The sequence below is a fragment of the Escherichia sp. WS1450 genome, assembly GCF_046487395.1.
Taxonomy (GTDB): domain Bacteria; phylum Pseudomonadota; class Gammaproteobacteria; order Enterobacterales; family Enterobacteriaceae; genus Escherichia; species Escherichia coli.
On sequence record NZ_JBJQJO010000030.1, the window covers coordinates 20,249 to 39,756 of the forward strand.

Genomic DNA, 19,508 nt, shown 5'->3' on the forward strand with positions numbered 1-19,508 from the left:
CCTTATCGGAGTAATTTATTGAGCTGATGCAGAATATCCTGTGTCTGGCTGTCCAGACGCAGCAGATAAAACAGATAAAATACGGCCAGCACAACAAGACCGCCGCACAGTACATGCCTGATGGTCAGCCGCCGGATTAACTGATAACGCCCGCCCTGTATGTTGTTCTTCTGGTGAAGCAGCGGAAATGGCGCGTCACCGCGCAGTTTGTGCAGGGCATGGTGCAGGCGCTGGTAGATCCGCTCAAATTCATCCTGTTGCTGAATGGCAACCTTGTAGCGCCCGCGAAAGCCCAGCGAAAAGCAGAGGTATAAAAATTCCAGCAGATCCTGGTAACGTACCGGCTCCCGGATCAGGCGTTCGAGCAGGATAAACACTTTCTCGCCGCCCCAGGCTTCGTTATGGAAATGAACCAGTAGCGACTGTTTTATCCATTCGTTTTTGTTGGACCAGCCGTTGCCCAGCGCCGCTTCGTCAATAAACGTGCAGAGAATGTAGCGGAACGAAACAATGACGCCCGGCTCGTAACCCTGCTCCTGGAGTAGTTGTTCCACAGCCTGGACATCGGTTACCACCTGGGCAAACAGATGTTCCGGCATGGCCTGGCTGTTCATGGTGGACAGACGCATCACCATGCCGAGCAACGGCGTGGCGGCGTCAATCATTGGGTTCAGGCTGTTGCCGCGAAGGGCGAGACGGTACTGACGTCCTGATGTTCCGCTCTCCGGCTCCATGGGAAAAACCGACGGTTCACCCATATCGCTGATATCGCTCATTCACTTATCCCCTTATCGCCCAGAGCTGAAGGTTCAGATCGGGGAAGGTGCCGGAGATATGCAGCGCCAGCGCGCCCGCTTTTATCACGTCCTGCCAGGCTGGGGTGCCTTTTTCCAGTTCGAAGTAAACATAACCTTCATGCCAGGGCAACTGACGCGGCGCAGCGGTAAGAGTGTGCAGCGGAATACCCGGCACCTGCACGCTGACCACGCTGCGGATTTTGTCGGTAGCGGCCACTTTTGACTGCTGGATGAACTGGCGTTGTACCTGGTCGTAGGGCATCCTGGCGCGCACTGCCAGTACCAGCTTGCAGGACTGCAACAGTGTGGGATCGCTGATGGTGGCGATCCAGGTCCCCTCTGAAAAGAACAGCTGCAGATTCTGCGCACGCGGCACCAGTACGGTATTGAGTGCGCGCCGCAGTTCCGGGATCACGGTTCTGGTGAAGGTCGCGGTAAGATCCCGGTGATTATACGGCTCCACGGTGCAGGGCAGGCGATTACCTTCGGTAAAGGTCATCAGTTCTCCCAGCAGCCCCACCAGATCTTGGTAGAAGGCTTCCGGATGCAGCGTGTGCAGTTGTGAACGGTGCGTGAACTGCATTTGATGGCGGTTAAGCATCTGCAACATCATAAATTCGGCCACATCGGCGATCCCGCTCTGTTCAGGCGAACCGATGCGCCCGGCCAGGTCGGCGGCGCGGGTGGCAAGCAGCCCCTGCACCTCGCCGGAGAATGCCCCGAGCAACCCGCTGACACGGACGGCCTGAATGGTGGGAATAAAGGTGTTGTCCAGCACCAGTGCGCCGGTAGCATTTTTATTGAGGATACGGCACAGGGGGAGGGTCACCATCGCGCTGAGATCATCTGCGCCGCTGACTATCCTGGGGATCAACTGCCCCAGACCGACCGGCTGTTCGTCGCCTTCGTCAGTGTGAAAATCACGGACGCGGGTATGGGTGAGGCGGTAACGCTCCGTACCCTGACCGGCGCTGTGCAACCCCTGGATTTCATTGATCACGTCGCTGATTACAGGCAGCGCCAGATAAATATTGTGGCTCTCTTTCGATGAAAGGGTTCCCGGCTGGAAAGGTTCCGGCAGCAGATCCTGGTCGGGAATGCTGAATACGGTGCCGTCAGGCATACAGCCCGCCGCACGGTCAATCATGATTTTGCCCTGGGCAAGCAGTTCGGTATTGATGGAGAGTTCCGTAAAGCCCCAGAAAAAATCACCCAGTGCATCCAGACGACGGTTCAGCAGGTACTCGCAATGACGCTGCTGTTGCTGAAAATGCTGCGGCAGGGCAAACAGCCCTTCCTGCCAGATCACCTTGTTTTTCATTGTTGCCATCGTCAGTTTTCCTCTTTTTTCATCTCAATCGCACTGGCGCGGATATGCACCAGCAGGCGATAGTGGTGGCCGATACTTTCTACCGGCTCAATTTGTTTCCATTCTGTGGCCTGGTCGTCTGAAAAATAGGCAATGACACCGATATAACCGGTTTTCTCATCCAGCTTGATCGGCGGCAGTGTTTTTACGGTGTCCGGCAACAGGTTGAAGTCCTGGTGATCGATATAGTTCTTCCCCAGCACGTCGGGCAGCGCGGTGGTGGCAATCTGATCGTAATCGGCGGCCTGGAATTTGGAGTCGTCGCTCAGATACACCAACTGGACATCCACCGGCGCGGCTTCACCGTCCGCCGTCAGGTTGCTGTCCGGCTCGGTCAGCAGCGTGACGGTCAGCTCGGTTGACTGATCCATCAGCTTTCCGACCTGAATATCCGGATTGCGGATCACCTGGCTGATTTTTTTCGCTGTTTCACAGCCAGTTAACACAACGCTCATCAGAACGCAGGCCAGAAACGCTTTGCCGTTCATGCTTCCGGCTCCCGCTGTTTTTCGCGCAGCACCCGGTCATAGACCTGGGCATAAACTTCATTGAACAGCATTTCAAATCCCTGCTGTCGGCTGGAGGCCAGTTCATCGTAATAGTTGCTGTACATCTGCCATGCCCAGGCGTTGTCCATTTTCTGGCGCAGCTCATGGCTGCGGCGGTATTGCGCAAAGCGGCGCATCAGGTTGCCCGGCGAGAAGGCGTCCAGCATGACACGCAACGCTTCCACAATCGCCGCCCGGTTGGCCTCTTCATGATGCCGGATGTTGCGCAGGCTTTCGGCGATGGCCGCAGGTGCGGCGAGATGTACCGGGCTTTTACCCTCGGCGAACATGACGTTCAGCGCGGTGGGATAGTCCATATCAAGGCGCAACGGGTTGTCTTCCAGTGGACGCAGGTGTTTATCCGACAGGCTGTTCTGTTGTTGTTGCAGACTCAGCAATCCCTTAATGGCGGCCTGCAACGCCCGTCCGGCCTCTTCGAGAAACTCATCCGCATCCTGAGAATTGTGCAGCGTCAGCGGACACTCCATACCGCGCAGCAGCGGGGTTACGGCCAGGTGGTACTGCGCCATGGCAGAAAATTCATCGCCGTCCTCATGACGGGCATTGCCGGGCGGCAGATCCATAAACGGCGTGTTGATCCCGTTTGCACCTGTCAGATCGGAGGCGGGGGCAACGGGCCGGGAAACGCGTGGGGCGATCGGATCATCTGCCACCATCAGGCTTTCCGTCTGGAGTGCCTGGAGCGGATCGCTGGAAAAACCGTGCGCAACCGTGGGGGCAAGCTGATGCTGGAACGGCATTCCCGGATACGCCGGTTGTCCCTCGGTGGTCAACAGGGTGTCCGCCAGACTGTCGCGGTTCATTACAATCGTTTCCGGGGTCGCCATCCGCTCGTCATAGGTAACAGCTACACCTTCATGCAGAAACACTTTCAGCGCCAGTGCGCCGAGCTGGATCTCATCCCCCTGGCGCAGGCGGATGAGCGCATCGGAAGAGACCGGGGCCAGATTAATCATCAGTCCCGGCGTCAGGCACCGCAGGCAATAGGCTCCGTCGTGCCGGATAACGGTACAGGCACGCGCAGCAATGCTTCCCGCCCGGTCCTGTACCTGCCAGTGACATTCCGGCGTATGGCCAATATCACCGCCGTTTTCGCTGAACAGGCATTTTGCGGCGCGTCCGCTTTCCAGTTCGTTGCCATTCATCACCTGTAAAGTCAGTGAGGCCTGGCGGGATTGCTGTTTTTCCTCAGCCATAAGTGGTTCCATAGAATTATTCCCTGATTCGGATTGTGATGGCGGGCGGTACTTTCGGCTGACCAATAAAGCTGGTTCTGCCGAGGCGGGAGCTGGCAGGATCGCCAAGGCGCATCCCTTTAGCCTGCTGTGGTGCTAGGCACAGCCGTAAATCCCAGGCAAACTGGTCGCGCAGAATAAAGGAAAGGAACATGGTCAGCGGCAGGTGATTTTCGCCATCGGGTAAAAATGAGAGATAACGCTCCCGCGACAGGCCGCCAATCTGCAACAGGAATTTTCCGCTGCGATCCGGCACCCGTGCGCCGAGGGTAAAATTAACGCCGAGTATGGAGCGTCCCGGAATATGTCCAGCCGTTTTTCCTTTCGGATTACGTACACCCAGCCGGTTCTGGTGTGCCGGATCAATGGCGACTTTACGCAGTTGCCAGCGTTCAATGGTGACATCCGGCAAATCAAAACAGTGCGACACCAGATTACAGATAACCTCCGGCGCGCGGCCTGGTGTTGCCAGAATTCCGGCGTAGGCCAGCATTTTGCTGTGGTTAATGGCAAGCCTGTCACGCACGCTCTGATTACCCAGCCCGACCAGTGCGTACATGCGCTGTGAAAAGGTGTCAGTACCGCCGTTACGAAAGCAGATGTAGTAGCGGTATTTGCGCCAGGCATGATAGGCAAACTGTGTCCAGCGGTGGCTGAATAGATCGAGAAATTCTTTCAGGCCGTCTTCGTTCTGTGCGGACTCCTGCGCCATCTGATCCAGATAATAGCCCGGTAGCGGCGACTGGCTGCCGGAAAAGCCCAGGAAACGGGTTTGCAGTACATACTGTCCGTTCTGGCTACGGGAAAGCACACTCAGGTCCGTACCCGGAAAACCGATATTGGCGTCAGAGCTGAAACGCACGATCTCTTGGGCTGGCTCGGTACGCAGGGAAATATCCTGGCCCGGAGCGCCATACCGACGGTACAGCGCCTCCATCAGCACATAGAAATTGCAGTTGCGCACATCCGCCGATAACGGCGGTTTTGTCGCTATATAAGGGCGTGCTGACCCATTTTCTCCTGCCATTCCCAGGCCTCCTGACTTTCCGTGTTGATGATTTTCAGACAGTGGTACGAATTGATGCTGGCGTAGAGAGCAAAAAAGTGCGAGAGCACTGTACCAAGAAGATAAATTTCACCTTCGCAGATAAATGGATCGGGACGTATCCACAGCGTGGTCGCCAGCCCGCGAACCGGCACGCCTTTAAACAACCTGTCAACAGGTTTGGTTTCGAGTTTTTCTATGGCATCCAGTTTCTGGCGCGACAGTCTGGCCCGCTGCGGATGGTGAGCGCCTGGCAGGTCGAAGGTCCGCAGGATCTGGATCAGTGTCTCCCTGTCCAGCAGGGATAGGTAGTTCAGGTTCATCGCGGAAATCAGCGACCAGTGCATGTCGCCGTCCGTGACTGGCCAGAGCGGCTGCGTCGGGCGTGTGACATTATGAAATGAGGCCACCGCCGGGTTTTTGTTGACGGCCACGCAGATATCGCCGATATGCAGCCGAGCAGGGATCATACGGTTGGTACAGATTAATGACGTGGTGATCACATCATCATTAAACCGTGAGCTGTCCGGAATGCTGCCGTCCGCATGGACAAAGGCGATACTATGTTCAAGCCCGCGGTGAAACAGGGATGTTTTAGTCCGGTGATGCCAGTAGACGACTTCCCGCTGGCGGCTGTACTCCATCTGGTGCTGGAAACTTTCAAATTCGGGCCAGACACGCGCCTGGCTGCCAGGGTTGGATTCAGTACCTGAAACTTTGACTTTGCTGGTGACTGTGCTTATCTGAAAAATGTCATAAGCGTCGGGATGCCGGTGGCTGGCGCGCAGCGGGTATTCCGCTATCCGCCCATCAGGCCTGACGGGTTCCGCATAATGCGTAAACAGGTTAATGGCTGGCGTACAGTGCAGACGCAGTGAGTCCCGGCGTAGCTTGATGTCGGCAGGTAACGGGCGGTTAAAGTGCAGGCGCAGCGTAAACGCGCTGGCCGGGAAATCGTCCGGTAGTGGCGCAACATCGCGCAGATGGAAAAAAAAGAAGGCTTCGGGATAGCAGAAATACTCCTGGAGTACCCGATAGCCGCTGTGGACATTTTTCGGCCACGGCAGCAGTGCGTCCTGGTTTTCAAATCCGGCGGCCTCCAGCCACAGATCCGGCAGCGGCAGGCGGTACTCTCCGGCAATCAGTTCCGCATCCATCAGGCATTCGCAAAACCACAGATAAAGTTGGTGTCGGGTATAATCGTCTTCATTACCCAGCCAGAACGTTATTTTGTTCAGGTCAAGCATGGCGGGGGAGACATTGTTATCTGCGGTAAAACTGATATCTATGATGCCTTCTTTCAGGCTGCTGGCGTTGTGGGTGTCGAGAATGCGCAGTGGTTGCAGCCAGATATCGCGCGCCAGCGTGAAATGACAGGCTACGGAAGAAACGATTTTATCATGATTGTCAGACAGCACCTTCTGAGCAGCCAGGGCGGACTTTTCTGAGCGGCTTCTGATCAGTTCATTACGGCAGACTTGAACAGGGACTTTTAACTGATCGGTTTTGGGTTCATAGGCAATAACCGTCATGGCCGGAACTGGGCGTAAATAGTTTGCCCACAGCATACGGATTAGCCCATGGGTGAATTCGGGGAATTCGTCCTCAAGTTTCTGACGCAGGCTACCGGACATAAAGGCAAAGGCTTCCATCAGACGCTCCACGTCCGGATCACCCTCTTTCTCGGCCAGAAAGTGGGCCAGATGTGGTTTTTCCTGCGCCAGCAGTTTGCCAAGCTGGCGAAGATAATCCAGCTCTTCGCGGTAGTAACGTTCTTCAAAAGCCACAGAGATCACTCCACACAATAGCGTTGATGATTGTCCAGCAAAATGTCAAATTCAAACACTCCCCTGGTTTCGCTGACATCGACCGTAGCCACAATATGAAAACGTAGTTCCACAGGGGCGTATTCATCCGGTGCCGCAGCCGTAACAACAACATCGGTAATACGAGGTTCGTAATGTAAAATGCACTGGCTAATGGACTTACGGATTTCTCGTCTGAAATCGCTGGAGGCCAGCGATTCATCATTTAAATCAGTAATCCCCAGCTCTGGTGAGCCATAACAACTGCCGGAGCGGGTATTCAGGACCTGTCGCAGGTTACGTCTGATGGAACGTATCAGTGCTTCTTTTGTATTCTGGTATGAAGGCGGGTTGGCCGCCTCACGAATACGTTCAAAAAGACTGCTGGTTGGCCCTGAATCCCGTCTTTGCATCTGATTATTCCTTATCCAGTCGTCCGACCAGACTCAGGTCGAAACTGGCACCCATGTATTTAAAATGCGGTCTGACAGAAATCGCGACCTGGTACCAGCCTGGCTCACCATCCACATCAAGTACCTCGATCTTCGCCTGACGTAATGGTCGGTGGCTGCGGACTTCGGCAGGCGGATTCTCCTGGTCGGCCACATACTGGCGAATCCAGGTGTTCAGCTCACGCTCCAGGTCACTGCGTTCTTTCCATGAGCCAAGCTGTTCGCGCTGAATTACCTTGATGTAATGCGCTAACCTACTGATTACAAATAAGTATGGCAGCTGAGTGCCGAGTTTATAGTTGGTCTCCGCAGCCTTGCCTTCGGGGGTTTTGGGGAATTTTTTGGGTTTCTGCACCGAGTTGGCCGAGAAAAAGCACGCATTATCAGATCCTTTACGCATGGTCAGTGTGATAAAGCCTTCTTCCGCCAGCTCATACTCTCTCCGGTCAGTGATCAACACTTCAGTCGGAATTTTTGCCTGCATTTGCCCCATGGATTCATACAGATGCACCGGGAGGTCTTTGACTGCGCCGCCGCTGGAAGGGCCAATGATATTGGGACACCAGCGATATTTAGCAAAACTTTCAGCCAGGTTCGCAGCTAGTAAAAACGAGGTGTTCCCCCACAAATAAGACTCGTGACTCTGGCTGACGTCTTCATGGTAACGGAAGGTCCTGGCTGGGTTCTCATCTGGCGAGTAAGGGTGACGCAGCAGGAACCGGGGGGCAGTCAGTCCCAGGTAGCGTGAATCTTCAGATTCACGCAAGGCACGCCAGCGGGAATAGGCCGGGCCTTCAAAGATTGCTCCTGGTTCTTTGATCCCTGGTAACTCTGTCCATGAGTCCAGACCGAAAAATTCGGATGATACTGATGAGAGGAACGGGCTGTGCGCCATCGCACTGACCTGGCTGATATATTTCAGCAACTTCATATCCGGCGTGGTGTTCTTAAAGGCAAAGTTGCCGATTACCGCCGCCACTGGCTCACCGCCAAATTGTCCGTAACCGCTTGAATATACATGCTTGTAATACGCAGACTGCGTGATTTCAGGTGCAAATTCGAAATCATCCAGCAGTTCTTCCTGAGTGACATTCAGGAAATGGACCTTGATGTTTTCCCGTGTATCCGCGCGTTCAACCAGCAGCTTCAGCGAGCGCAGCAGGGATTCCAGTTCCTGAAACTCCGGGGCATGAATAATGGCATCCATCTGCCTGCTGGTTCGGGCATCAATATCAGCAATCATGGCGTCAACGGCCAGGATATTGATAGGTTCAGCGCTACTGTCGCCCTGTAACATGGCGGCAATAAAGGCGCTCACGCCCTGGCGGGTGATATCGTAGCTTTCTGATTTAGACTGGACGCGGGTTTGCGCCATGATTTCATCAAGCAGAGATGGGGGCGCGGCGGTTTGCGACGCGCTGACGGGAGCAATATCTTCCTTTACTGACATACTGAAAATCCTTCTGTGAAAATTATTTCTGAGCGGCGATACCCAGTTCTTGGATCAGCTGCTCGCGGCTGTCTTCGTTTTCCAGTAGCGCCTGAAGTTGTGCGCGGAAGGCCGGAATATTGCCTAGTGGAGACTTAAGTGCGACCAGAGCTTCACGCAATTCGAGCAGACGTTTTATTTCTGGTACCTGGCTGGCAATATGGTCCGGAGAAAGGTCATCCATAGATTTGACTTTCAGGTTGACGTACATTTGCTCATTGGGAGCGTCACTGAGTTCAGCCGGAACAACAAACTCCCGTTCAATGTCAGCTTCTGAAATGACTGCGTTGAGGTTATAGCGGTTGATAGCAATGGCAGTTCGCTCGTCCAACGGCGTGTTATCTGGTTTCCCTTTCAGATTGCCGGTGATCAATAAATTCAGCGGCAATTCGATATCAGCAGCCACCCCATCAACTTTTGGTGTATACCGAACGCTGATTCTTTCTTTCGGCGCGACACTGCCGCCATTGTTGTTCATTTTGCTCATAAAAATGTTCCCGTTCAGGCCATGAGCACAGCATTTTCGTACTGCATAAAAATACCGAAGATACCGTTTCAGTGGCAGTTAGATAATGTAACCTTCCTTCTGTTGTGATCGGTATTCTACTCATGAAATAAAATATTAAAAGAACTATTTATATTTTAGAAAGAGATGTATTCTTCCTTGCTAATATATTATAGTGAAATAAATTTTGGTATTTATAGACTTGATGAATATGATTTTACGGTCAATAAAATGCCATAATATATTGATTTATATGTATTTATTAAATTTATTAATAAGTTTTATGTATGGTTTTATCAATTGATTAATTGCTGGCAATACATCATAAGGAATTCCTTTAAGGAATGTCTTAATTGCGTGCTGGAACGATGGCTGAGTAAGTGTCGTAATAATTTGTTTTTGACGCGGCTGTGGATTTTTATGGGGGGAAGGATACGTTATGGATAATTCTGCTGTTGAAGTTGATATATTTTTAGCTTATGTGACCGTGTTCTGAAATTGACTAAAAATATATTTAAACACCATAAAAGAGTTTTTCAGTAGGTGCTAATTACGTGTGCCTGTAACTCGAATAAAGAAAAGGGTGTGATTCCTGATGTGAGCCGCATCACACTCTAACCCGTCGGGGATTAACGACGGGTTGTTCGTAAAACAGCAGTTGATAATTTCACAAGGAGTTCATAAATGCCAACCCCATGTTACATTTCAATTACAGGTCAGACCCAGGGGAACATCACTGCCGGTGCTTTCACCGCAGATTCTGTCGGCAATATCTACGTGCAGGGACACGAAGATGAAATGCTGGTGCAGGAGTTTCTGCATAACGTTACTGTTCCAACCGATCCACAGTCTGGTCAACCTTCCGGGCAGCGCGCGCACAAACCGTTCATTTTCACCGTGGCGCTGAACAAAGCCGTTCCGCTGCTGTACAACGCGCTGGCCTCCGGTGAAATGCTGCCGAAAGTGGAGCTGCACTGGTGGCGTACTTCAGTTGAAGGCAAGCAGGAGCACTACTTCACCACACGTCTTACTGACGCGACGATTGTGGACATGAACCTGCACATGCCGCACTGCCAGGACCCTGCACAGCGTGAGTTTACGCAATTGCTCGCAGTATCACTGGCATACCGTAAGGTTGAGTGGGAGCACATCAAATCCGGTACTTCTGGTGCCGATGACTGGCGTGCACCGCTGGAAGCATAAATCTGAGTCAACAACATCCTGCCTTCGTGCAGGATGTTGTTTTTGTACGTGTAAAAAATGAGTGTCAGTAAGGAGTTACGCTTTCATGAGGGAGATGGCGGATGCCGGAAACCCGGGCGGTAGCGTACCTGAAAATGTAAAGATGAGTGTAACGCTGCACTGGCACCCTTTGCTGCATGGTAAGAATCATTTGGTCCGTGAATAAATCAGGGAGGTCATTATGTCCTTAAAAGGTCTGCGCTTTACGCTGGAGATTGACGGCCAGGAGCCGGACACCTTTGCAGTGGTGCATTTCAGGTTAATCCAGAACCAGTCTTATCCGTTTGTGATGAGTGTGGATGTTGCCAGCGACTCTTTTATGCAGACGGCGGAGATGCTGCTGGAGAAGAAGGCGACGCTGACCATCTGGCAGGGCGTCATCCCGCTGCGTTATGTCACCGGCGTGGTGGCGGGTTTTGGCATGCAGGAGAACAATGGCTGGCAGATGCGTTATCACCTGCGTATTGAGCCGCCGTTATGGCGGTGCGGGCTGCGGCAGAACTTCCGTATCTTCCAGCAGCAGGATATCCGGACGATATCGGCCACGTTACTGAACGAGAACGGCGTCACGGAGTGGACACCGCTGTTTTATGAGGACCATCCGGCGCGGGAGTTCTGTGTCCAGTACGGGGAAAGCGACCTGGCGTTTCTGGCGCGGTTGTGGGCGGAGGAGGGAATTTTCTTCTTTGAGCGGTTTGCGGCGGACAGTCCGGAGCAGAAGCTGACGCTGTGCGACGATGTGGCGGGGCTGTCACAGGCGGGAGAGCTTCCGTTTAACCCGGACACATCGGCAGGAGCGGAGACAGAGTGTGTCAGTATGTTCCGTTATGAGGCGTATGTCCGCCCGTCGTCGGTGCAGAGCCAGGATTACACGTTTAAGGTGCCGGACTGGCCGGGGATGTATGAGCAGCAGGGTGAGAACCTGAACGGACAGCTGGAGCAGTATGAGATATTTGATTATCCGGGAAGGTTCAAGGATGAACAGCACGGCAAGGATTTCACGCTGTACCAGATGGAGAGCCTGCGCAGTGATGCGGAAAAGGCCACAGGGCAGAGTAATTCACCGAAGCTGTGGCCGGGAACGCGGTTTACGCTGACGGGGCATCCGCAGAAGATGCTGAACCGTGAATGGCAGGTGGTACAGAGTATTCTGTCAGGGGACCAGCCGCAGGCGCTGCACGGCAGCCAGGGGAGAGGAACCACGCTGGGAAATCAGTTAGAGGTGATACCGGCGGACCGGACGTGGCGTCCACGGCTGCAAAGCAAACCGAAGGTGGACGGGCCACAGAGCGCCATTGTCACCGGTCCTGCGGGAGAGGAAATCTTCTGCGACGAACACGGACGTGTGCGAGTGCAGTTTCACTGGGACAGGTATAACCCGGCAACGGAGGCGAGTTCATGCTGGGTGAGGGTGTCGCAGGCGTGGGCGGGGCCGGGATTTGGTAACCTGGCGATACCGCGCATCGGCCAGGAAGTGATTGTAGACTTCCTGAACGGCGACCCGGACCAGCCGATAATCATGGGGCGGACGTACCATGAGGACAACCGTTCGCCGGGGAGTCTGCCGGGGACGAAGACGCAGATGACGATACGGTCGAAGACCTATAAAGGAAGCGGCTTTAATGAACTGCGGTTCGAGGACGCGACGGACAAGGAAGAAATTTACCTGCACGCACAGAAAAATATGCAAGTCGTTGTGCTGAACAGCAAGGATAAGCGGGTCAACTATGACCGGACGGTCAGCATCGGGCATGATGAATCCCTGGTGGTGGCAAATGACCGGAAAGTGACGGTTGAAGGTAAACAGGACCATAAAACCACCAAAGACCATGTCAGCCTGACAGAGGGCAATCAGGGGCTGGAGGTGAAAGGCGATCTGGCACAGAAAATAAGCGGCGCGCTGGGTATCAGCGTACAGGGCGATATTGTTTTACAGAGCGACAGCAAAATCAGTCTGCGGGTGGGCGGTTCATTTGTGGTGATCCATTCCGGCGGCGTGGATATTAAGGGCGCGAAAATCAATCTTAACGGCGGAGGCAGTCCGGGAGACGTGATCCTGCCGATGCGCCCGGTGATCCTGAAAGCCGCAGCCGGAAGCGGGACAATGTTTGTGGCGCACTGCCCGAAGGAGGATAAGTGATGGAAACGGCACCCGTGCAGTACGCCATTGTGGATGGCGCTGTGGAGGAAGGATTGCTGGATTTTCTGAACGAGGTGAATCCCCCGCACTGTTGTCTGTATGCAGAACCCATACAACTGGATCTGGTCGCGCTAGCCCCCTATCTCGTGGAAGTCGTTCCGGAGGTTGAAGCATGGCTGAGTGTTAAGGCGTCGCCATGGGGAATATATCTGATTTCTGAGTCATCCATGCGTGAGCTACAGCAACACTTCAGACGTTATCTGTGGGTTAGGATCCCCGAACAGGAGAAACCTGTTCTCATGCGATTTTATGATCCCCGGAATATATGGGTATTAGTGGAAGTTCTGACCCCCCGCCAGCGTCTTTCTTTTATCAGTCCCGTCAGACAGCTAAGTACCCGTTATGGTGAAGAATGTCGTGAGGATAATTTTTCTTCCGTCCGTCCCGCAGAAACTATGAATATAAGGGCAGAACGGCCATCACAACTGACGCTGAGTTACAGACAATATAGCCAACTGGAACGAAAGGCACGGGATAATTATCTTGATATATTATCTGCATTTATCGAAGAAAATGTAGATAAAAACGGATGGGATGATTCATCAAAAGCTGAATCATCCCGAATTCTGGCAGAAGATTATTTCTCTTTTTGCCAGTCATTAAATATAGCAGATGATCGTTCCGTCAGAACAATGACGCTTATATTACTGAAAAAAAATATAATCGATCTCAGATATATTCCGGATGACTGGTATGAACAACTCAGCAATCAGTCATACCCGGGACATATTCGGGTACATGAACTTGCACAACAGGAACTGGGATTTATCCCACAATAAAAAGACAAACGGATAGATTATATGACATCTCCATCTTCGACAGCCGGAAAGCCCTGTGTGGAATGCGGCATTCCTGATCCATGTATTTTTGATGTTATTAGTGATTTTCCAGAGGCCGGCGAGAAACATTTCTGGTCAAAAGAAGGAGTGGCGCGTTTTAAGCTACTGGATGATGGTTCCGGATGTGATGGTATAATTACCATTACCTACCAGTGCGATAAAAGTGGAACACATGAGGCATGGTTAGAGGAAGAATCAGAAAATAATCATAAGATACTGCAACCTTTCGGAATACCTAATAAGGTCACTTTGGATGATAACTTGTCTGAAGGTGAAATAATTGCTATGGGTACATTTCGAGTACCATGGGATTATTTGGGGGCAATATCCTCTCCACTTAAGAATCATTATGAACCTGCCCATTATTCAGTCAGAATTGACAGTTGTTACGAATGTGGCAATTATGTTGAAATTGATGTTTATCCTACAGTGGAAATTAGGTTTACTACAGGGTTCAGCTATGAGATTTCGTCATCAAAACAGACGAGAACAGTAAAAGAGCGGCGTGACGAAAGAATAAAAGCCAGGGACGCAATGGAGAACACCAAGCCCAGGGATAAAAATAAACTCCGTAGCGGCTGGACAAATACCACTGCTGAGTTTGAGTGGATAAACAAGACTTCCCTGACTGTCGATTTTGGCGTAAAAATAGCTAATGTTGAACACACAAGTGAATATGAAAAAGAGATAAAAAAACTTCGACAAACAAAGCAACTGGAACAGATAGGAAGAATTGACTCTCTGGTCAAGAATGTCAATAAATATTTTGCGCCAGATCCTGACAATAATAATGGTACGCGCAAATATGCATTGTTCAGTGCAAAAATAGAACCCGTTAAACTGGGTATATCGTATGCCTATCAATATACCGATATCCAGGATGGCCCCTGTCATTTTTATGGTTTGTTTGGTGCCCCATTTTTTGAAGCGTCGTTCAGATTCGATATTATTTCATTTATATGTGCATATTGTAAAGTCGAGTCATTGGTCAACAGATGTCGTGAATATCTCCGTAAAAACGGAGCCAGTGTTGAATGCTATATCGAGATTTCAGCGGAGATTAATCTTGATCTTGGCGCAGTATACGCTGAAAAGGATAAAAAATGGGAGTTTAATGTAAAGGAAAGTAACATCAAGCTCGGTTTAAAAGGTGTGGTGAGTGCGACGTTTGAGGCGAGTGTTTTTGTTGTACAACTGACCGCCGAAGCGACTGCCTCTATAGAAGCGAAAGCTGGATTTGGATTTGATTCACATGATGACGGACTGGACCTAGCATTATTTCATGACGGCATTAAAGGGAAGTTTGAATTTAAGATTGATGTGTCTCATGGTGAAGTTGATGAAAAAGGAAAGGGGAAGGAAAAGAGCGAAAAACCTGAGAAGAAAGATACCGTTGAGTGGCAGTTATGTGATCCTATGGAGGTAAAGGATTCACCATTACGGGTTAATTTATACGGTAAAGAACGCACTGTGGAGAAAAAAGTAACACCGCCGAAGCCAGTGACAACGTGGACGATAGGTATGGATTATTAAGTGATATTACAGAAATTAAAAGTGAACAGTATAATGAGTATTTTCCCCTTTTGAGAGAGAATAATTATGAAGGCAAAACATTTAATATCGGTTATTTTACTGTCAGGAGTTGTTATGGGAACTGGATTTTGCTCTAACGATAACCAGCAAAAAATTCGCAGTAAGTTTAATATTGAAGAGTCATATTGTGCCATTAAGACTAATGGCGTCCTCGGGTTCAGTAACCGAAGAAGTGCCTGGCGGGCAAATGGTGATTCAACCGGGGCCATATCCAGCACCAATGCCATGATGCTGATGGCGAATGGAGAAAATGAAATCAGTCTGGAGATTGGGGCATTAGGATGGTTTTCTGACAAGCCTGCCAGTATGGAAGAACGGGGGCGTTTTTTTCCAAAAGCAGGATGCAGCCTGGATTTGGTTCGTTTTATTAAACAGGAGGAAACGCTGCTTTCTTCAATAAAAGTGACCATCAACCAGCAGGGCATACCTGAAGCCCGGCCAGACAGCGTGCATCCCGTTATCCGGAAAGAGATTTTGGCTGAGCAGGCGGAGCCAGGATTTATTGATCCAGATTATTTTGATGAAACCTATTTCCCGAAAGGGATGAAGGTGTATCAGTTCACTCAAAAAGTTACCGTGACAGGGCTTCCTGAATGGGCCTGGACGCGGGCAACCCCCTATACCGGAAGCGACGAGCAGTTACGGAAGTTAAAAGCCGCCTATACCGAAATGGCAAGCATCATCAGTAGCCGGGACAGGGCACGTCTGAAAGCTTATAACAAAGAGGCGCTGAAGGCATGGTCAGCCACAACCGGTGACTCTGAGGATGACATATTACTCTCACTCTTCTCAAAAGATAATGTGGAGGGAGGGAAAGCCAGAATGCAGCCCATCAGGTGGGACGATTATGCCGTCCGGGTTATGAATGGTGGACGTATGGTGCAGCTATATAATAAATCGAAACCAATATATTCCCCACTGACTTACCGTTTTACAGATGAAAGTGGTGAAGAGCGTATGGGGTATTACGCTCCGGTATTTTCGCTGATTGATGGTCAGTTTATCCCTGTTACTTGATTAACCTGTTGGGCTACAAATCAGGATGTCCGGTAAGGTGATTATTACTGAGTTAAGCACCTTACCGTTTTTTAAATTTTTTGTCGCTGATATTCCAGACAGGAAAACAATATGCCTTTAGCTGCCAGATTAAACGACAAAGGTACCGGCACAGGGAAAGATCACGTAACGCTGCTTTTTTGTACTAAATAATTCGCATTTTATGTTTAAAATTTGAGATATTCCTCATTACCTGAGGCTGTTTTTTATTACTTATACATGATCAAATACTCCTTACATAATTAAGGGGAACAAAATGGAACTTAAAAATTGATGGAACATATTTCTGTTATTCCCGATTACAGACAAGCCTGGAAAGTGGAACATAAATTGTCGGATATTCTACTGTTGACTATTTGTGCCGTTATTTCGGGTGCAGAAGGTTGGGAAGATATAGAGGATTTTGGGGAAACACATCTCGATTTTTTAAAACAATACGGTGATTTTGAAAATGGTATTCCTGTTCACGATACCATCGCCAGAGTTGTATCCTGTATCAGTCCTGCAAAATTTCACGAGTGCTTTATTAACTGGATGCGAGATTGCCATACTTCAGATGATAAAGACGTCATCGCAATTGATGGAAAAACGCTCCGGCACTCTTATGACAAGAGTCGCCGCAGGGGAGCGATTCATGTCATTAGTGCGTTCTCAACAATGCACAGCCTGGTCATCGGACAGATCAAGACGGATGAGAAATCCAATGAGATTACAGCTATCCCAGAACTTCTTAACATGCTGGATATTAAAGGAAAAATCATCACAACTGATGCGATGGGTTGCCAGAAAGATATTGCAGAGAAGATACAAAAACAGGGCGGTGATTATTTATTCGCTGTAAAAGGAAATCAGGGGCGGCTTAATAAAGCCTTTGAGGAAAAATTCCCACTGAAAGAATTAAATAATCCAGAGCATGACAGTTACGCAATGAGTGAAAAGAGTCACGGCAGAGAAGAAATCCGTCTTCATATTGTTTGCGATGTCCCTGATGAACTTATTGATTTCACGTTTGAATGGAAAGGACTGAAGAAATTATGCGTGGCAGTCTCCTTTCGGTCCATAATAGCAGAACAAAAGAAAGAGCCAGAAATGACGGTCAGATATTATATCAGTTCTGCTGATTTAACCGCAGAGAAGTTCGCCACAGCAATCCGAAACCACTGGCACGTGGAGAATAAGCTGCACTGGCGTCTGGACGGTGTGCCGCAGGAACACAAGATAGCTGCATAAGGATACGCAGTTAGCTTTTGTATAAGCTCATAAAGAGATGGTGGAAGGCCCACCGGGATCGGCTGTCGGAAGCAGATTCCAAACCACTTCATGCTGCTGTGGTAAAGAGCCATGGTAGTGAGCGATGAAGTAAAGCGTGAGTGAAAACTCAGCAGGTAAGATACTCATGAGACGAGTGAACCCGAACCCATGTTGACGCGTCGTAAACCAGAGACTGACATCAAAACCGAAGGGGCGTCCAGCCTTCGGGATAAGTCTGCGAGTGAATTCCGAATGCTGCGCAGACGGTGTCCGGCGTAAAGTGGGCGTGACGGAGTATCAGGCTCTTCCTGGGAACTGCGGGAACCTGTCGTTGTGATGATAAGGGAGAAATGCAAGTCACTGAATTGGCGAGCATGAAAGTACCGATGCACAGCACAGGGACGGAGCCGTTCGTAGTAGTGATGAAGCTTCTGTAATGGAGGTGGAGCGAAGGGGCGGCATCAGACAGTCTTTGGACAGTGTTCAACTGAACATGTTCAGGAGGAGACAATGACAAAGACAAAAGCGTTTAACATTGATAAGTCACTGGTGGTCAGCGCGTACAGGCGAGTGAAGACCAGTGCAGGCGCGGCGGGAATTGATAAGCAATCGCTGGCGGACTTTGATAAACGGTTAGTTGATAATCTGTACAAAATCTGGAACCGACTTTCTTCAGGAAGTTATTTCCCACCGGCAGTGAAAGCGGTGGCAATTCCGAAGAAATTGGGTGGAGAGAGAATTCTGGGTATCCCGACAGTCAGCGATCGTATCGCGCAGACGGTGGTAAAACTGGCCTTTGAGCCACAGGTTGAGCCACATTTTCTGGCAGACTCTTACGGCTACAGACCGAATAAATCGGCACTGGATGCTATAGGGGTAACGCGTAAGCGTTGCTGGTATTACGACTGGGTACTGGAATTTGACATCAAAGGGCTGTTCGATAACATCCCGCACGAACTGATAATGAAAGCCGTGGACAAACACAATCCGGCCCGGTGGGTAAAATTGTATATACAGCGGTGGCTGACAGCGCCGATGGTGATGTCAGACGGAGAAGTCAGAGCACGAACAATGGGAACGCCGCAGGGAGGTGTCATAAGTCCGTTGCTGGCAAACTTGTTCATGCATTATGTGTTTGATAAATGGCTGGCAAAATATTATCCGAAAGTGCCGTGGTATCGATATGCTGATGATGGCATTTTGCATTGTCACAGCGAAGCAGAAGCGACTGAAATGCGAGAAGTATTACGCAAAAGATTTAGCGAATGCGGACTGGAAATGCATCCGGAGAAAACGCGAGTTATCTACTGCAAAGATGGAAGCCGGAAGGGTGATTATGAACATACCATGTTCGACTTTCTGGGGTACACATTCAGGCGACGCGTAGTAAAGAACGTTAAGCGAAACCGCCTGTTTGTAAGTTTTACCCCCGCAGCGAGCAAATCAGCGCTAAAGGCAATGCGTCGGGAAATCAAAGCGACAGGGATAAGGAAAAGAGTGGATTTAAGCATTGAGCAGATAGCGAAATGGATAAATCCAAAACTGAATGGCTGGATAAATTATTACGGGCGATATACCTGTTCGGAATTATACAGCGTGTTCAGATATATCAATAAAGCACTGGTGAGGTGGGGGCGTAAGAAATATAAAATGCTCAGCCGATACAAGACAAGAGCCTCAAAATTTCTGGAAGAAATGGCGAAGCGAAGTCCACAGTTGTTTGCCCACTGGCGTCTGAAGATGAGAGGCGGACTTGTTTGATGGGAGCGGTATGAGCCGAGAGGTTCACGTACCGTTCTGCGAGAGGCTGCGGGGGAGGTTCCTGCGGCCTACTCACCTGGTAATGAATGAAGACGACTGCAAAATAAGAAGAGGAAATGCAGCAGAATTATTTTCAGGGATACGGCACATCGCTATTAATATTTTGACGAATGATAAGGTATTCAAGGCAGGGTTAAGACGTAAGATGCGAAAAGCAGCCATGGACAGAAACTATCTGGCGTCAGTCCTTGCGGGGTGCGGGCTTTCGTAATCTTTCCCTGGATGTGAAAAGCAGCTGCG

Annotated in this window: 14 protein-coding genes and 3 pseudogenes; 8 read left to right on the top strand and 9 right to left on the bottom strand. The window is 50.4% G+C overall.

What is annotated here, in order from left to right; all coding sequences use genetic code 11:
- Window positions 1–2 precede the first annotated feature (2 nt).
- Genes icmH through tssB form a run of 9 tightly spaced genes read right to left on the bottom strand, consistent with a single transcriptional unit; the run spans window position 3 to window position 9,248 of the window.
- Window positions 3–758, bottom strand: a complete 756-nt coding sequence (icmH, locus tag ACJHYR_RS23810; RefSeq protein ID WP_042018344.1) for a type IVB secretion system protein IcmH/DotU — start codon at window positions 756–758, stop codon at window positions 3–5.
- Between the two features lie 22 nt (window positions 759–780).
- Window positions 781–2,127 (bottom strand): type VI secretion system baseplate subunit TssK, encoded by a 1,347-nt coding sequence (gene tssK / locus ACJHYR_RS23815; protein ID WP_072837343.1) that lies wholly within the window; start codon window positions 2,125–2,127, stop codon window positions 781–783.
- 2 nt (window positions 2,128–2,129) lie between these two features.
- Window positions 2,130–2,654, bottom strand: coding sequence for a type VI secretion system lipoprotein TssJ (gene tssJ / locus ACJHYR_RS23820; protein WP_001013424.1), 525 nt, complete (start codon window positions 2,652–2,654; stop codon window positions 2,130–2,132).
- Window positions 2,651–3,931, bottom strand: a complete 1,281-nt coding sequence (gene tagH, locus ACJHYR_RS23825; protein WP_072837345.1) for a type VI secretion system-associated FHA domain protein TagH — start codon at window positions 3,929–3,931, stop codon at window positions 2,651–2,653. Before tagH ends, tssJ begins: the two co-directional genes overlap by 4 nt.
- A gap of 16 nt (window positions 3,932–3,947) precedes the next feature.
- Window positions 3,948–4,997: a type VI secretion system baseplate subunit TssG gene (gene tssG / locus ACJHYR_RS23830; RefSeq protein WP_000896719.1), complete on the bottom strand. Its 1,050-nt coding sequence runs from the start codon at window positions 4,995–4,997 to the stop codon at window positions 3,948–3,950.
- Window positions 4,961–6,802: a type VI secretion system baseplate subunit TssF gene (tssF, locus tag ACJHYR_RS23835; RefSeq protein ID WP_000863395.1), complete on the bottom strand. Its 1,842-nt coding sequence runs from the start codon at window positions 6,800–6,802 to the stop codon at window positions 4,961–4,963. The genes tssG and tssF overlap by 37 nt, the downstream gene beginning before the upstream one ends.
- A gap of 5 nt (window positions 6,803–6,807) precedes the next feature.
- On the bottom strand, window positions 6,808–7,233 hold the full coding sequence (gene tssE, locus ACJHYR_RS23840) for a type VI secretion system baseplate subunit TssE (RefSeq protein ID WP_001189669.1): 426 nt from the start codon (window positions 7,231–7,233) through the stop codon (window positions 6,808–6,810).
- Window positions 7,234–7,237: 4 nt separating this feature from the next.
- Complete coding sequence (gene tssC / locus ACJHYR_RS23845; RefSeq protein ID WP_059328111.1) at window positions 7,238–8,722, bottom strand: type VI secretion system contractile sheath large subunit; 1,485 nt, start codon at window positions 8,720–8,722, stop codon at window positions 7,238–7,240.
- 22 nt (window positions 8,723–8,744) lie between these two features.
- The gene (gene tssB, locus ACJHYR_RS23850; RefSeq protein WP_000041478.1) at window positions 8,745–9,248 is read right to left on the bottom strand and encodes a type VI secretion system contractile sheath small subunit; all 504 of its coding nucleotides are present in this window, start codon (window positions 9,246–9,248) and stop codon (window positions 8,745–8,747) included.
- A gap of 702 nt (window positions 9,249–9,950) precedes the next feature.
- On the opposite strand from tssB, the gene ACJHYR_RS23855 reads away from it, so the two are divergent.
- The 8 genes and pseudogenes from ACJHYR_RS23855 to ACJHYR_RS23890 form a co-directional block, all read left to right on the top strand.
- Window positions 9,951–10,469, top strand: coding sequence for an Hcp family type VI secretion system effector (locus ACJHYR_RS23855; protein WP_001142963.1), 519 nt, complete (start codon window positions 9,951–9,953; stop codon window positions 10,467–10,469).
- A 220-nt stretch (window positions 10,470–10,689) separates the two neighbouring features.
- Window positions 10,690–12,591: pseudogene (locus ACJHYR_RS23860) on the top strand (type VI secretion system Vgr family protein); the annotation flags it as partial.
- Window positions 12,592–12,647: 56 nt separating this feature from the next.
- Window positions 12,648–13,487 (top strand): DUF4123 domain-containing protein, encoded by an 840-nt coding sequence (locus ACJHYR_RS23865; protein ID WP_059328195.1) that lies wholly within the window; start codon window positions 12,648–12,650, stop codon window positions 13,485–13,487.
- A 21-nt stretch (window positions 13,488–13,508) separates the two neighbouring features.
- The gene (locus tag ACJHYR_RS23870) at window positions 13,509–15,080 is read left to right on the top strand and encodes a hypothetical protein (RefSeq protein WP_072837342.1); all 1,572 of its coding nucleotides are present in this window, start codon (window positions 13,509–13,511) and stop codon (window positions 15,078–15,080) included.
- 114 nt (window positions 15,081–15,194) lie between these two features.
- Window positions 15,195–16,157 carry a hypothetical protein gene (locus ACJHYR_RS23875; protein ID WP_000536467.1) on the top strand — a complete coding sequence of 321 codons (963 nt, stop codon included), beginning with the start codon at window positions 15,195–15,197 and terminating at the stop codon, window positions 16,155–16,157.
- 312 nt (window positions 16,158–16,469) lie between these two features.
- A pseudogene (locus tag ACJHYR_RS23880) lies at window positions 16,470–17,408 on the top strand (ISAs1 family transposase); the annotation flags it as partial.
- A gap of 549 nt (window positions 17,409–17,957) precedes the next feature.
- Window positions 17,958–19,208, top strand: coding sequence for a group II intron reverse transcriptase/maturase (gene ltrA, locus ACJHYR_RS23885; protein WP_410233158.1), 1,251 nt, complete (start codon window positions 17,958–17,960; stop codon window positions 19,206–19,208).
- Between the two features lie 76 nt (window positions 19,209–19,284).
- A pseudogene (locus tag ACJHYR_RS23890) lies at window positions 19,285–19,479 on the top strand (ISAs1 family transposase); the annotation flags it as partial.
- Window positions 19,480–19,508: the final 29 nt, after the last annotated feature.